The organism is Vreelandella aquamarina, from assembly GCF_020075495.1.
GTDB classification, from domain to species: domain Bacteria; phylum Pseudomonadota; class Gammaproteobacteria; order Pseudomonadales; family Halomonadaceae; genus Vreelandella; species Vreelandella aquamarina_A.
In genome coordinates, this window is record NZ_JABYQT010000003.1 from 209784 (window position 1) to 223539 (window position 13756).

Consider the following 13756-nt stretch of genomic DNA (forward strand, 5'->3'; position numbering starts at 1 on the left):
ACGCGACTGGATAGTATGTGAATCCTGTATCGGTTGAGTAATGAAACGATGATTATCTGGCGCCGAACGTTCGCGTCATGAAGTCCCGCAGATGTTCAATGAACAGACGAATGCGCGCGGGCATGACGTTATAGTGCTGATACACCGCATGGATATCTGCATTTGGAGTTGAGTAGCCTGTCAATAGTGGCACCAGTCGGCCGGCAGCGAGATGATCCTTTAAATCCCACTCGGCACGAATCACGATACCGCGTCCCTCTAGGGCCCATCTTGTCACGCTCTCGCCATCGTTGGCGGAGAGCGTCCCCGCGACGCGGACACTATAGCTTCGAGTGCCGCGATAGAACTTCCACACGCTCCAGGCATCGTTGTTCTGCTGCAACGTAATGCAGTTGTGTTGCGCCAGCGCATCGGGCGTCAGAGGCTTGCCGTAGCGTGCGATATACTCAGGCGAAGCACAGACGATACGCCGATGGGTCGCGATCATGCGTGAATGAAGACTGGAGTCTGGAAGTTCCCCAAAGCGTATGCCGATATCATAGGCGTTTTCTGCCAGATTCAACGGATGATCCGATAAGTGCAGTTTAGCCTCGACGTTAGGGTGGCTATCCAGAAAGGCTGCAATGGCGTCCGCCATATACTTTCGTCCAAAACCCAAAGGGGCATTGATTTTCAAAAGGCCCTTCACTTCTCCTCCTCTCTGGGCGATCTGCTCCTCCATTTCATGAATATAGGCCAACGCCTGTTCGGCGTAGGTCAAGTATATCTGTCCCTCCGCCGTGAGTTTCATTGTGCGTGTATTTCTATTAAAGAGCTGAATGTTAGTGCTTTTTTCGAGGTTAGAAAGACGCTTGCTTACGGCTGCAGGTGAAATGTCCAGCTCGCGAGCAGCGTTGGACATGTTACCCGCACGGCATAACGTAATAAAAAAATCCAGGTTCTTGAGAGTGCTCATTAGATAGCCCAGGGTTAAAAGTGTTTCAAATTATAGTGTATTGCTTATGCCGTCTTCGGCTGAATAGAGTGGAGTCGTTCTGTTTCGCCCATCATCTGTAAAAGCGCTGGAGACTGCCATGAAAAAGCATCGTATAGCCGTTATTCCTGGAGACGGTATCGGTTTGGAAGTGATCGACGCCGGCAAGAAAGTGCTGGAGACACTGGTCGAGAGCTATCCAAGTGTTGGCTTCGAGTTCAAGGACTTCGACTGGAGTTCGAAACGCTATCTGGAAAAGGGGCAGTACATTCCCGATGGAGGCATCGAGGAGCTTAAAACCTTCGATGCGATCTACTTTGGTGCTGTTGGCAGCGAAGAGGTGCCGGATCATATCTCGCTTTGGGACTTGCGCCTCAAGATCTGCCAAGGCTTCGATCAATACGCCAACGTGCGCCCGGCGCGCGTGCTGCCGGGCGTGACGAGTCGTTTGCAGCATGCTGACAAGATCGACTGGGTCATCATTCGAGAAAACAGCGAAGGTGAGTACTCCGGCAACGGCGGACGTGTCCATCAAGGATTACCCGATGAGGTTGGCACTGAGGTCTCGCTGTTCACTCGCAAAGGCATCGAGCGCATTCACCGTTTCGCTTTCGACATGGCGATGTCTCGTCCGCGCAAGAAGCTTACGCTCGTCACCAAATCAAACGCACAGCGTCATGGCATGGTGCTGTGGGACGAAATCTTCTTCGAGGTAGCCAAGGACTACCCGGAAGTCGAGATCAACCGCGAGCTGGTTGATGCCGTCACTACCACCATGGTGCTCAAGCCCGAACGGCTTGATGTGATCGTGGCCACCAACCTTCATGCCGACATCATTTCTGATCTGGCTGCAGCACTGAGCGGAAGCTTGGGTATCGCGCCAACAGCCAATCTCAACCCGTCTGGTGAGTTTCCTTCCATGTTCGAGCCGATCCACGGTTCCGCCTTCGATATTACCGGTAAGGGCATTGCCAATCCCATTGGTGCGTTTTGGACTGCGGTCATGATGCTCGAGCATCTGGGTGAGCAAACGCTCGCCGAGCGGCTGATGGCCGCGGTGGAAGAGGTAATCGGTTCTGGTCTGCAGGCCCCGGACCTGGGCGGCAAGGCCACTACGCGTGAGATTACCGACGCGGTCTGCGCCTCCATTCGCGAAAAGGCGAGCGTTGCCGCCTGATCCGTGCGCCACCCTAGGCCGCAGGTACTCAACCAGAAAGAACAGGGGCGGGCCTTGACCCGCCCCTGTTCTTTCTGGGAATCCGTCCTCTCGACTCAACAAGGATAATGAAGATGGACGCGCCAATTATCACACTGATCATTCTCTTTATCGCGATCGTACTGTTCGTCTCCGAGCGTATCCCGCTCGCCGTGACAGCGATGCTGGTACTCATCAGTCTCGTATTGACCAATATACTTACGCCTGCTGAAGCCTTCACCGGCTTCATCAACAGTAACGTCATTTTGTTCTGTGCCATGTTCGTGGTGGGTGGGGCGCTTTTCGAAACCGGCATGGCCAACAAGATCGGCGGGGTGGTGACCCATTTCGCCAAGACCGAGCGCCAACTGCTGTTGGCGATCATGCTGGTCACCGCCGTGCTGTCGGGGTTTCTATCCAATACCGGTACCGCGGCGGTGCTCATTCCGGCAGTCATCGGTATTGCCAGCCGTTCGGGTATTCGTCGCTCCAAGCTTCTGATGCCACTGGCGTTTGCTTCTGCAATGGGAGGAAATCTGTCCTTGATCGGTGCGCCGGGTAACTTGATCGTCAACGGTACGCTCGAGAACATGACCAATGGTGCCACTTCTTTCGGGTTTTTCTCCTTTGCGCTGATCGGCCTGCCGCTGATGGCTGTTGCGCTGGTCTACTTTCTCACCATCGGTTACAAGTTGCTGCCAGATCGAGATGGCGTAGGTGGGGCCGAAATCTATGACGAGCCTCCGGTGGAAGCGCCGCGCTGGAAGCAGTATCTGGCGTTAGGGATTCTTGTCGCGACCATTCTCGCCATGGTGTTCGATGACGTGATTGGCCTCGACATGCACATCGTCGGCGTCACCGGTGCGCTTGTACTGGTACTGACCGGCGTGATGACCGAGCGTCGGGCGCTGGACGCGATTGATTCACGTGTCATCTTCTTGTTTGCGGGCATGCTGCCGATGGCTACCGCCATGCAGAAGACAGGCCTGGGTAGCCTGATGGCCGAGACTGTCATGAATTTCCTGGGCGAAGCGCCATCGCCGCGACTGCTGTTGAGCGTTCTGTTCCTTATTTCGGCGGGGCTTTCCCAGTTCATGTCCAATACGGCGACGACGGCCCTGCTGGCTCCCATTGGCGGTGCGATCGCGCTGGGTATCGGGGCTGACCCGAGTGCGGTGCTGATGGCGATCTGCATCGGTGGCTCCTGTGCCTATGCCACGCCGCTGGGTATGCCGGCCAACACCATGGTGCTCGGTGTCGGTGGCTATCGTTTCAACGACTACGCCAAGGCGGGGCTGCCGTTGGTGGTCGTTGGGTATCTCGTCTGTGTCATCCTGCTACCGATGATATGGCCGTTCTTTCCGGAAGGTTGATCGATAGACTCAGCGCCGCCGCGCCTCAGCCGGTCAGCGCATTGGAGTACTTGGAGCAAAGCGGGCTGACCTGGAATCACGAAATCTGGCTGTTCGAGGTCATCGCCGAGTTCTAGGGCCTGCCGCGCAGCGAGCAGCAGGCCTTTATTCTTGACCAGGAAGAGAAGAAGGCCGGCGACTACAACGACGTGCGCCTGATCCGCGACGTCTCGCTACAGCTGGTGCAGCCCCAATGAACCTGCCCGGCCGCGCCCGCGCGGGGCTGAATGAGGTGCAGCGCCTGCTGCGTCAACAGAACCGCCTTGAACGGCCCCGCCGCCAGTGGGTGGACGACGTCATCGCCTGGTGCCACCAGCACGATATCGACTTGGGCCCGCGGCTGACCAGCCGAGCGCTGCGCTTCGACGCCGCGCTGCTCGCCGAGATCGACGCGGTGCTGGAAAGCGCCCACTTGGCCCCACTGGGCCGCTCGATCAGCGGCCTGACCAGCGCCCCCCAGCCCACGCCGGGCGTCAGCTTTGAGCCGCGCAGCATCCGCGACGTCGACCTGCGAAGCCTCTTCCTCGGCACCTTCGGCGCCCTCGTCCAGGTCGAAAACCTCGACAGCTTCTACGCCTTTGCCCCCAACCTCGCCGCGCTAAAAGATTTCGCCCAACCGCTCATCGCCTACCGCGGCGACCACCACTACGGCGGCGGCTTCGCCAAACTCGCTGAAGCGTGGCCCAAGACCCGCCGCCCGCCCCTCTACCTTGGCGACTTCGACGCCAAGGGCGTCACGCTGGCACTGGACACCGGCGCCACCCACCTGCTGCTCCCCGAGATTGACTGGCTCACCCAGCACGCCACGGCGCTTCACCAACCCGCTGAGCAGTTGGAGTTTCAGCGGCGGCTGCGTCAACTGCACGTGAGCCTGACGCCACAGCACCCGCTCGCGTCCTATCTGGCGCTGTTGGAGCAGAACAGAGGGCTGCGGCAGCAATGGTTTGAGGGGGAGGTAGTCGGTGTGAGGCTAGCGTAATGGTCTATCTATTTATCGGGCGGCCCCTCTATTGGGCCCTTCAAACTCAGGCGCACTGCCGAGTGATACGCATGCGTCAGTATGATGAAAACCGGCAAAGCGCGCATATACGCGAATATTGGATATGCTGGCAAATTTTGCTTTGCTCTTAGCAGAAGCGATGAGGTAAAGTTAATTTCTGCGGCAGCATAACCTCAATGAACCTGCTGGCGCGTTTATTGAGGTTATGCTGCCGACTATACTATATAATCACTGTTAAATGCCAAAGGAGATTCAAACATTGGATTTACTCACTGAGATATTTACGAAACAAGAATTTCAGTTGCTTATGTATTGTGCAATGGCAGCGGCAATCGGTGGGTTTATAAAATCACTTGTAATCTCTTATAATTTTGATGTTCCACACCATCTTCAAGAAAAGTTTGAGGCGAAGGATTGGGGTGCCGCATTTTCAAATGTATTTTCCCGATGCTTATTAGGTGCATTTTCTGGCCTTATGTACGCACTGCTTATGGTAAGTGCAATTAAAATGGAACAAGGTGCCGTTGCAAAACTGATTGTAGTTGCTGTAGTTATCGGATACTTAGCTCCTGATCTTTGGAAAACGCAAGAAAAGAAAATGCTGGATCGCCTCTCGGAAGGGTTGGAGGAATCCGTCAAATCTGCATTTAACAAGCAAAATCAGTCGGACAGCTAAAGCTGCCGCTGTTTTGGGCGTTAGGCTATTTGTCAGACTTCTGTATAGATAAAAAGAATAAAGGGTACTTATGACTGTAGTAGTTTCTTGGACAAGAAAAACTCAAACCGGGCGTGAGTTATGGGTTATGTCTGATAGTCGACTTAGTGGAGGCAAGTGCTGGGATTATGGTCCTAAAGTATTCAGCATAGGAAGAAGTGATGCGGTTATAGCTTTTGCTGGCGACACAGCATGGGCTTATCCATTGATTTCACAGGTAACATCATATGTTGAGTCGTTCGTAAACTTAAGAGAGCGTGCCGTAGATTTTGTTGATGCACAGAAAAAAATAATTCGAATGTTAAATGACTCTCTAAACTTCGTTTCTGATTCTGTTGATGAGTCTCTCGAAGAGCCTGATTGTACCTTTATATTTTCTGGTTATTCCGCACGAAAGCAGGAGTTTATGATTAACAAAATCGTTTTTAACTCCAAAAATAAAGCATTTGAAAAAAGACCTCCAAAAAGAGTCAATGGTGAGCTGTTAACCATGATTGGCGATGAACGACCCAAAAAGGCTATTTATCGTATTCTTTCCGAGAAAGAAAAAAGCTTTAAAGGACTGGAGTTCAAACTAGACATGGAACCATCAAAAGCGTTCGTTAAAGTATTGCTATCTGGAAAGTACAGGGAAATCGGTGGCTCTCCACAAATTATGAAGCTATATCAAAACATGAATCAGCAACATGTAGCAGTTTATTGGCCGCCAAATGCTTTGCACGAAGAGCAAAAAATATATCTTCGCGGGCGTGAGTTAGGTAAATATGAAGCCTTAGATAACCCTTGGGTATTCTCACCATACGAAAGTAAGTTGTATTGGCATGACTTTTCTCCTGTTGAAATGCAAGCTAAAGCAGAAAAACAACCAGAGTTAGGTATTGCTTCGTACTTGTCATAGCCTAACAAGTCGCATCAATTGACAAAAACACATGTCACGAAATTTGGTACCCAAAATGTAGCGCCATATATTTTTGCAACTGTGCTCAGCGTTGAGCCTGTAGAAAAACCCCACTGACGGCTAAGTTTTGGTAGGATCGAGAAAACAAACGAGGAGTGGTCAGCATCCCGCGCTTCAAGGCTTATAACTACGATCAGAACGCCATGGTGGTGATCAACTACCAGGATCAGCTCCAGCTCGACATTTTGAACTTGCGGTGATCAATATGAGAAGTTGATAATCTATGGTCCCTTGGTTGCGTCACGAAGCGCCAAGAGCGAAGTACGTCGTTTTTTAAACCCAGTATTAAACTGAGCGCTCGAGTGGCTAATGCCGGTATCCAACTGATTCAGCCAGATAGCTGGCTGGGTAAATGAATAAGGACCACAGGCCATGGAGACGGGTCGAAATCGGATTTTCTACAGCCTTCTTAGGTAGCAGGTAAGCTAAGTGCCAAGAATGAAAGGAGGGGGATGAATGGCTTGGTATCTGAGAAAGTCGGTGTCAGTTGGCCCGATCAGGTTCAACTTATCCAAGAGTGGTGTTGGTGCCTCTTTGGGAGTGACAGGATTCCGTATCGGCATGCGCCCGGATGGGTCCTCATATGTCCATGCAGGTCGGCATGGCTTGTATCTGCGTGAAGAGGTTGGAGGACGTCGAGGTGGGAATCAACCGGTCTCTTCTCGACTCGAAGAGCTGCCTCCTTCCCAAAAGTTTGATGCGGTAAGTACGCGCGATTTAACGAGCCCTGGGAGAAAAGAGCTGATTGATCGCCTTAACAAGTCCTATAAAGATTTCAGACTAGACTATTTTGTTTTCGTGGTTGCCGTCGTAGCGTTTGTGGCCGCTTTGTTCAATGGAAGTCAGCTTGGAATGGCTATAGCTGGTGGAGCCGGTATCGTCTTTGGTATAGCCGCGTCAGTATTCGAATCACGTCGCCGAACAGTCAAGATTTTCTACGATTTCGAAGAAAATGATACGTCTCTTTTTCGAAGCTCGTGCAGGCTGTTAATCATATTGCTGAATGCAAACGACTTTGGACTTACGTTGATTCACGCGATTTAACGTCTGTCCATCAGTCGAAAATTAATGCGGGTGCGTCCAGTCTTGTAAAAAGAGAGGCTGCCTCAGCGGGCACTGGAACACCACCCTGGGTCGAAACCAATATAACTATCCCCACGCTGAAAGCGAGGGGCATTACTGCGTATTTCATGCCTGATTGCATACTTGTTTATGACAGCTCTGGAGTTGGCTGTATCGAGCACGCATCACTTTTATTTTCCACAAGTGTTGAGCGCTTCATCGAAGACGGTCCGGTTCCGTCGGATTCCGACATTGTCGATACCACATGGAAATATGCCAACAAGCGTGGAGGCCCAGATCGTCGTTTCAAAGACAATAAGGAAATTCCGATTTGCCTGTATGGAAAGTTGGATCTAAGCACTTCCGCGGGGCTTTTGTGTCATTTACAAACGTCGAGAAACGATGCACCAAAAAGCTTTTCAAGGCAGTACTCGGAATACCTAATAACCATTGGGATAGGTCGTGCAACTGCCACCTAACACAGGTATTAAATGCGCGTCATTCGGTCGCCGGGCGCTCGTTCCTCGCGCTGTTTATGGCGGGCGTTGAGGATGAAGAAGCACTCCACTGGCGCCCAAGTTTTGGTAACATCGAGAAAACAGACGAGGCGTGGTCAGCATGCTGGTTGCCATCTCCAATGTAACTCCGCCGGGAGCCTTAAATGTTCGATTACACCATCCTCCACTGGATGACCTTTCTGTCGGCCGCCGTTCTGTTGAACCTGTCGCCCGGGCCGGATATTGCGTTTATTCTGGGCCAGACATTGCGTGGCGGGCGGCGGCAAGGGCTGGCGGCCATGCTGGGTATCTGGACCGGCGCTTGGGTGCATGTGGTCATGGCGGCCGCCGGGCTGTCGGCGATACTTGCCACGTCCGCGTTGGCGTTTTCCATCATCAAATGGCTGGGCGCGGCGTATCTGATCTGGCTGGGGATCAAGATGCTGCTCTCCCGCGGGGAATCGCTTGTCGGGAGTGAACCGGCGAGCCAGCAGCACAGCCTTTCCATTTACTGGCAGGGCGTGGTGATCTCCACGCTCAATCCCAAGGTCGCGATCTTCTTTCTCGCCTTTCTGCCCCAGTTCGTAGTGCCCGGGCCCGGGTCTACCGGCGCGCAGCTGTTTTTGCACGGCAGTCTGATTATTCTGGTGGCGGCGTTTATCGAGCCACCGCTGGTGCTGATGGGCGCGCGACTGGGGGCGTTCTTGAAGCAGAATCAGACGCTAGGGCGTTGGCTGGATCGCGGGCTCGGGGCCTTGTTTGTGGCGCTGGGCGTCAGGCTTGCTGCCAGCACGCGTTAAAAAACGGCCCGGATTGCGTCATGAGTCAACCCATCAAAGCCAGTCGTCCACTCGAAGCCCGGGCACGTGATTAAGTTCTCGCAGGTTATTGGTCACCAGGATCAACCCTCTTGAGCGAGCATGCCCGGCAATCATCTGGTCATAAGGGCCGATGGACGTGCCCGCCTTGGCCAGCTCGCTGCGAAGCTCGCCACTGTGGTAGGCGGCGCTGGCGTCGTAGTCGAGTACGTCCAGCCGGGCGGCGAATCCTTCAATCACGCTCAGGTTGTGCTCGGGCGAAGCGGATTTCTCCGCACCATACACCAGCTCCATGAGTGTCACACGTTACTGATGCAGAGCTGGTCGGTATGATGATTAAAGGTCTCACGGACGTGGCGAGGTTTATGTTTGATGGCGAAAATGCAGGTGTTGGTGTCGAGCATGTACTTGAGCATCAAACGCCTCGCGTTTCTGCTCTGCGGGCTGCTCGCGTTCATCCATAAAGTCTGCGGTGACGCTCGGGCCGTCGAACCAGCTATCCCACGCTTCACCTGCGGGTGTAATCAAGCGCGCGCGACCCACTGCAATCACATCAACGCGCGTAACGCCCTCCGGTAGCGCTAAAGATTTAGGCATGCGAACCGCTTGGCTGCGATTACTTTTAAACACCCCCTGCTTTTTCCATGGCCGCCTCCTTTTCAGTGCTGTCGTTACTTGAGATATGCACGTAGCATGATTGCTATAGTTTGATCGAATTTTGGGATATGCCAAAGGGATATACAGCATGCAAAAAGTAAGAATCGACCTGGTCTCCGATGTCGCCTGCCCGTGGTGCGCCATCGGCTACCGGCGGCTGGAGCAGGCGCTGGAAATCCTGCAAGGTGAAATTGACGTCGAACTCCATTGGCAGCCCTTCGAGCTCAACCAGGATATGCCGCCCGAAGGCGAGCCGATTCTGGAGCACCTGTGCCGCAAGTACGGCAAGGATGCGGCCACCATGGAGCAGTCTCAGGCCGAGATCGTGGCCGTGGCCGAGCAGCTCGGGCTGAATTTCAGCGGTGCGCTTGAACGCCGGGCGACCAACACCTTCGATGCCCATCGGGTGCTGGCCTGGGCCGCCACCCAGCACCGCGAGACGCCGCTGCAGCTGGCTCTGTTCGATGCCTACTTTGGCGAGGCGAAAGACCCTTCCGACCCTCAGGTGCTACGCGAAAAGGCAATCGAGGCCGGGCTTGATGGTGATGCCGCCGAGGCCATCGCTCGCTCCGATGAGTACGCGGACGATGTTCGCGCAGCAGAACAGAAGTTTATGGAGGCCGGCGTAAGCGCGGTGCCGGGCTTCATCCTCGATGGACGCTACCTGATTTCCGGCGCCCAACCGGCGGATGTACTGGTGGATGCCCTGCGTCAGGTGGCCGAGGAAAACGCTAACCGCTGATGCGTTACAGCAGGGGCAGCCGCTAAAGGATAGTCCAGATGACACTACGCTTGGCAGCGCCAGCAGACCTCGAAACGGTCTTGAGCTGGCTTACCACCGAGCACGCATTCCGTATGTGGGCAGGGCCTGCACTACGCTACCCGGCAACGCCTGAAAGCGCGTGGTCAGACCTCGATGCCAGCGAGCAGAATGCTCGTGTTTTGCTCAATGCTACCGGGGATATGGCAGCATTTGGGCAATTACTGCGGCGCGAAGGTGGTGTTATCCACCTGGCGCGGCTGGTGGTCGATCCCGCCTTGAGAGGACAGGGCATGGGCAGGGCGCTTTGCACGGCGCTGATGGAAGAGGGCGCATCAAAGCAACAGGTCAAAGCGTTTACGCTCAAGGTTTTTGAGTCGAACGTCCCTGCTTTTCACCTTTATCAGTCGTTGGGTTTCGAACCTAACGGCAGGGCGAAGACGGGTGCCATTTTCATGGTCAAGCCAGTGGCGGGCTCATGAATTCGCCTGTTACCCATTATCCTACCCTGGCCCGCCAGCCCTGGTGGGCGGGCGCTGAACAAGGGAGCCGACGTGAAAGTCGCTTGTCATTGTGGAAATGTTGAGATCGAAGCGGATGCTCCGAAAGAGGTGACGGAGTGCCATTGTTCGATTTGTCGGCGATATGCAGCGCTCTGGGCCTACTATTCGCCGGGCCAAGTAACCATAAAGAACAAAGAGACGACGGCGTTCTACCTCTGGGTCGATGAAGAGGCCGAGTTTCACCGCTACCCATCGCTGTGGATGCGTGACGCATTACAGCACCACCGCTAAATGCGATGAAGACATCATAGCCATCAATATGCGCATGGCGGATAGTGAAGTATTGGCGGGCATACCGGTCAGAAAGATCAATGGGACGGCTGATTGAGCTGCAGCGATGCAGTAAAGGCAAGAAGCTATCGAGAGGCGCGCGTTACGGCGCGCCTCTAGCCGATTTTACTCGCTCACCCCCACTTTCTCCATAAACGCCCGCGCATGCACATCCACCGCCTTGATAGCGTGAACGATCTGCTTGGGCGTCAGCTCGTAGGCCAGGTTGTGGCTCGATTCGCCTTCCTTCAGCGCGGCTTCCGCCACGCGATACAGATCCTCATCGCTGGCGTCTTCGAGCTTGAGCGCTTTCAGCGTCACCGGTAGGCCCAGCGCCAGGTAGAGATCAAGATACTCTTCCAGCTCCGCCTGGGGCGTCTGATCCAGAATTAGCTGGGCGACGGTGCCGTAGGCCACTTTTTCGCCATGGGTGAGGTCGTGAATCTCGCCGTGCAGGGCGGTAAAACCGTTGTGGATGGCATGCGCTGCGGCCAGGCCGCCACTTTCGAAGCCCAGCCCGCTCAGCAGGGTGTTGGCTTCCACTACGGCTTCAAACGAGGGCGTGACGATCTGTGCCTGGTTCGCTTGGTAGGCCAGCATGGCGTGCTCGAACAGGATCTCTTCGCACTTCTCGCCGATGGTCGCGCCCAGAAGCGTTGCCTTGCCGCCAGCCATGTTGTTGGCGTTGGCGCGAATGGCGGCGCGGGCCTCGACCCAGGTGGCCAGCGCATCGGCGATGCCCGAGGCGAGAAAGCGCGGCGGCGCCTTGCAGATGATGCCGGTATCGACCAGCACCAGATCGGGGTTCTTGCTGTAGAAGCGGTAGGAATCGAACTCGCCATCGTCACTGTAGATGACCGACAGGGCGCTGGTAGGGGCATCGGTAGAAGCGGTGGTGGGCAGTACAGCACAGGCCGCTTCGAGCTTCTCGGCCACGCCCTTGGCGGTATCAATCGCCTTGCCGCCACCAAAACCGATGACGACCTCGGCCTGCTGCTTGCGACCAAGCTCGACGAGGCGATCGATCTCGCGGTTAGACGCCTCACCCTCGAACACCGCGCGCTCGAAACTGACGCTTTCGCCTTCCAGACTGGCGCTGAGCTCCTTGCCCGCGATCTCCCAGACCACGTCGTCGGCGATCAGCAGCGCCGCTTTCCCTAGCACCGAGACATAGTGACCGGCCCGTGCGATAACACCTTCACCCTGAACGTAACGGGCAGGGCTGATGAAGACTTTCTCGTTCGTGGCTTCCATGGCGGATATTTCCTATACATAGAATGAGTTGCCTAAACAGTGTAGTCATTTATGTTAATTGTGCGCCTGCGATGGTTTGACGCCGTAACATGTTAGTTTGACTAGCTGCCCGCCCCGCATCTTGGTCACAAACGAGCATACAGAAGATGACGAGCAATTTATGAACCTACTCTTCCTGGGCACCTCCGCCGGTGTACCCACCAAGACCCGCAACGTCACCGGCATTGCCCTGCGCGAGAGCAAGGGCAAAGGCTGGTATCTAGTCGATTGTGGCGAGGGGACGCAGCATCAGGTGCTGCACACCAAGCTGTCGTTTCATTCGCTCAAAGCCATCCTGATTACCCACGTGCACGGTGACCACTGCTATGGGCTGCCGGGCATATTGGCGAGTGCGGCGATGGGCGGCAGGAAGGAGGCGCTGACCATTGTGGCGCCCGCCGGTATTAAGGCATGGCTGGAAGCTACTTTTGAGGCCACGCAGCTTTGCTTGCCCTTCGAGCTTCAGTTTATCTGCGCCGATGAGCTACCAAGTGTCGAGTTTACGAACATGTTGGTGGCTACCTTTGGCCTATCTCACGGGGTCGCTTCCTACGCCTACGCGTTTACCGAGCGTAAAGTCGATGCCGAGCTGAACGTCGAGAAACTGGTCCAGAAGGGCGTGCCGCGAGGGCCGCTATGGGGGCAGTTGAAACAGGGCTTCGATATCGAGTTCGAGGGAGAAATCCTGAAAAGCCACGACTACCTGTTTATCAAGAAACCACCGCGCAAGGTGGTCATCGCCGGAGACAACGCCCAGCCTGAGTTATTGGGTAAGGCCTGCGTGGAGGCCCAGGTGCTGGTGCATGAAGCCACCTACACCCAGGAGATGGCCGGGAAGGCCGGTGAGGTGGGGCACAGCTACGCCCGGCGGGTGGCGGAGTTTGCTGAATCGGTCGCGTTGCCTAATCTGGTGCTGACGCACTTCAGCCCGCGCTATCCGCTCAGCTCGGGTGCCACGCCGTCGATTGAAGGTTTTCGCGCGGAGGCGCAGAGTGTCTACTCAGGGAGGCTCTATCTGGCGCGGGATTTTCTCGAATTTACTCTGGATAAATCGGGCCACTTTCGTGAAGTGGCGGATGAGTAAACCGCTTCACCGCGCCGTTCAATCGCGGCAGTAGCCTTCGCCGGGTTGTACGATCAGGCAGTCTTCCTTGTCTGCCAGCCATTTCAATCCGGTAGCTTCGCCGTCAGCCTTGCGCAGCAGCTGTTCACCATCTTCACGGGTAAAGCGGATGCCCTCGGCCGTTGCCTGTCCTTCGAAGGTGCCGCGCTGATCGGCGTCCAGGCCGTACTGCATTTCAAGCAGGTAATTGCCCGGCCCAGCGGAATCCTTGTGGCGGATCTCCAGGACTAACCCTTCCACGCCGACCCATCGGCCAATCCAGTGATCAGTCATCTGATGGGGCGCGCTTTCCTGCGCCGCGGTATCCGGTGCGGGCTCATCGGAAGCCGTCGTCGTACTTTCCTGGCTACACCCGCTGATCAGTATCGTGGCGCTTAACGCCAAGGCTCTTTTTAACATGACGGATACCACCGGCTATCAAGAGAAGAAGAGGCGGCCAACGGATACCCATTGGCGCACG

15 protein-coding genes are annotated in these 13756 nt (G+C 55.2%); 10 read left to right on the forward strand and 5 right to left on the reverse strand.

The annotated features are described in order from the left end of the window. Positions 1-52 precede the first annotated feature (52 nt). Positions 53-955, reverse strand: coding sequence for a LysR substrate-binding domain-containing protein (locus HW452_RS06430; RefSeq protein ID WP_224105270.1), 903 nt, complete (start codon positions 953-955; stop codon positions 53-55). Between the two features lie 118 nt (positions 956-1073). On the opposite strand from HW452_RS06430, the gene HW452_RS06435 reads away from it, so the two are divergent. From HW452_RS06435 to HW452_RS06465, 7 genes are all read left to right on the forward strand, one after another. Further along, positions 1074-2150, forward strand: coding sequence for a tartrate dehydrogenase (locus HW452_RS06435; RefSeq protein WP_224105271.1), 1077 nt, complete (start codon positions 1074-1076; stop codon positions 2148-2150). 113 nt (positions 2151-2263) lie between these two features. Continuing rightward, positions 2264-3541, forward strand: a complete 1278-nt coding sequence (locus HW452_RS06440) for an SLC13 family permease (RefSeq protein WP_224105272.1) — start codon at positions 2264-2266, stop codon at positions 3539-3541. Between the two features lie 232 nt (positions 3542-3773). Next, on the forward strand, positions 3774-4559 hold the full coding sequence (locus HW452_RS06445) for a DUF7281 domain-containing protein (RefSeq protein ID WP_224105273.1): 786 nt from the start codon (positions 3774-3776) through the stop codon (positions 4557-4559). Between the two features lie 280 nt (positions 4560-4839). Beyond that, positions 4840-5256 (forward strand): hypothetical protein, encoded by a 417-nt coding sequence (locus HW452_RS06450; protein ID WP_224105274.1) that lies wholly within the window; start codon positions 4840-4842, stop codon positions 5254-5256. 70 nt (positions 5257-5326) lie between these two features. Continuing rightward, positions 5327-6193 carry a hypothetical protein gene (locus HW452_RS06455; protein ID WP_224105275.1) on the forward strand — a complete coding sequence of 289 codons (867 nt, stop codon included), beginning with the start codon at positions 5327-5329 and terminating at the stop codon, positions 6191-6193. A gap of 516 nt (positions 6194-6709) precedes the next feature. Next, the gene (locus HW452_RS06460; protein ID WP_224105276.1) at positions 6710-7297 is read left to right on the forward strand and encodes a DUF4236 domain-containing protein; all 588 of its coding nucleotides are present in this window, start codon (positions 6710-6712) and stop codon (positions 7295-7297) included. Between the two features lie 679 nt (positions 7298-7976). Continuing rightward, positions 7977-8612 (forward strand): LysE family translocator, encoded by a 636-nt coding sequence (locus HW452_RS06465; RefSeq protein WP_224105277.1) that lies wholly within the window; start codon positions 7977-7979, stop codon positions 8610-8612. A gap of 33 nt (positions 8613-8645) precedes the next feature. On the opposite strand, the gene vapC is transcribed toward HW452_RS06465, so the two are convergent. After that, positions 8646-8924, reverse strand: a complete 279-nt coding sequence (gene vapC, locus HW452_RS06470) for a tRNA(fMet)-specific endonuclease VapC (protein WP_425348096.1) — start codon at positions 8922-8924, stop codon at positions 8646-8648. A 69-nt stretch (positions 8925-8993) separates the two neighbouring features. Further along, entirely contained in the window at positions 8994-9260 is a 267-nt protein-coding gene (vapB, locus tag HW452_RS06475; protein ID WP_224105278.1) for a type II toxin-antitoxin system VapB family antitoxin, read from the reverse strand. Between the two features lie 115 nt (positions 9261-9375). Here vapB and HW452_RS06480 point away from each other — a divergent pair, with 115 nt between their 5' ends. After that, positions 9376-10029, forward strand: a complete 654-nt coding sequence (locus tag HW452_RS06480) for a DsbA family oxidoreductase (protein ID WP_224105279.1) — start codon at positions 9376-9378, stop codon at positions 10027-10029. A 38-nt stretch (positions 10030-10067) separates the two neighbouring features. Further along, positions 10068-10529, forward strand: a complete 462-nt coding sequence (locus HW452_RS06485) for a GNAT family N-acetyltransferase (RefSeq protein WP_224105280.1) — start codon at positions 10068-10070, stop codon at positions 10527-10529. Positions 10530-11006: 477 nt separating this feature from the next. Here the strand turns inward: HW452_RS06485 and HW452_RS06490 are convergent, their stop codons facing one another. After that, positions 11007-12134, reverse strand: coding sequence for a glycerol dehydrogenase (locus HW452_RS06490; protein ID WP_224105281.1), 1128 nt, complete (start codon positions 12132-12134; stop codon positions 11007-11009). 160 nt (positions 12135-12294) lie between these two features. On the opposite strand from HW452_RS06490, the gene HW452_RS06495 reads away from it, so the two are divergent. Beyond that, positions 12295-13257, forward strand: coding sequence for a ribonuclease Z (locus HW452_RS06495; protein ID WP_224105282.1), 963 nt, complete (start codon positions 12295-12297; stop codon positions 13255-13257). An 18-nt stretch (positions 13258-13275) separates the two neighbouring features. Here the strand turns inward: HW452_RS06495 and HW452_RS06500 are convergent, their stop codons facing one another. Beyond that, positions 13276-13695, reverse strand: coding sequence for a hypothetical protein (locus HW452_RS06500; protein ID WP_224105283.1), 420 nt, complete (start codon positions 13693-13695; stop codon positions 13276-13278). Between the last annotated feature and the right edge of the window lie 61 nt (positions 13696-13756).

What these genes read in the sequence shown, in the direction of transcription:
- HW452_RS06430 (WP_224105270.1), bottom strand. Translation starts at nt 955, where the DNA reads ATGAGCACTCTCAAGAACCTGGATTTTTTTATTACGTTATGCCGTGCG.
- HW452_RS06435 (WP_224105271.1), top strand. Translation starts at nt 1,074, where the DNA reads ATGAAAAAGCATCGTATAGCCGTTATTCCTGGAGACGGTATCGGTTTG.
- HW452_RS06440 (WP_224105272.1), top strand. Translation starts at nt 2,264, where the DNA reads ATGGACGCGCCAATTATCACACTGATCATTCTCTTTATCGCGATCGTA.
- HW452_RS06445 (WP_224105273.1), top strand. Translation starts at nt 3,774, where the DNA reads ATGAACCTGCCCGGCCGCGCCCGCGCGGGGCTGAATGAGGTGCAGCGC.
- HW452_RS06455 (WP_224105275.1), top strand. Translation starts at nt 5,327, where the DNA reads ATGACTGTAGTAGTTTCTTGGACAAGAAAAACTCAAACCGGGCGTGAG.
- HW452_RS06460 (WP_224105276.1), top strand. Translation starts at nt 6,710, where the DNA reads ATGGCTTGGTATCTGAGAAAGTCGGTGTCAGTTGGCCCGATCAGGTTC.
- HW452_RS06465 (WP_224105277.1), top strand. Translation starts at nt 7,977, where the DNA reads ATGTTCGATTACACCATCCTCCACTGGATGACCTTTCTGTCGGCCGCC.
- vapC (WP_425348096.1), bottom strand. Translation starts at nt 8,924, where the DNA reads ATGGAGCTGGTGTATGGTGCGGAGAAATCCGCTTCGCCCGAGCACAAC.
- HW452_RS06480 (WP_224105279.1), top strand. Translation starts at nt 9,376, where the DNA reads ATGCAAAAAGTAAGAATCGACCTGGTCTCCGATGTCGCCTGCCCGTGG.
- HW452_RS06485 (WP_224105280.1), top strand. Translation starts at nt 10,068, where the DNA reads ATGACACTACGCTTGGCAGCGCCAGCAGACCTCGAAACGGTCTTGAGC.
- HW452_RS06490 (WP_224105281.1), bottom strand. Translation starts at nt 12,134, where the DNA reads ATGGAAGCCACGAACGAGAAAGTCTTCATCAGCCCTGCCCGTTACGTT.
- HW452_RS06495 (WP_224105282.1), top strand. Translation starts at nt 12,295, where the DNA reads ATGAACCTACTCTTCCTGGGCACCTCCGCCGGTGTACCCACCAAGACC.
- HW452_RS06500 (WP_224105283.1), bottom strand. Translation starts at nt 13,695, where the DNA reads ATGTTAAAAAGAGCCTTGGCGTTAAGCGCCACGATACTGATCAGCGGG.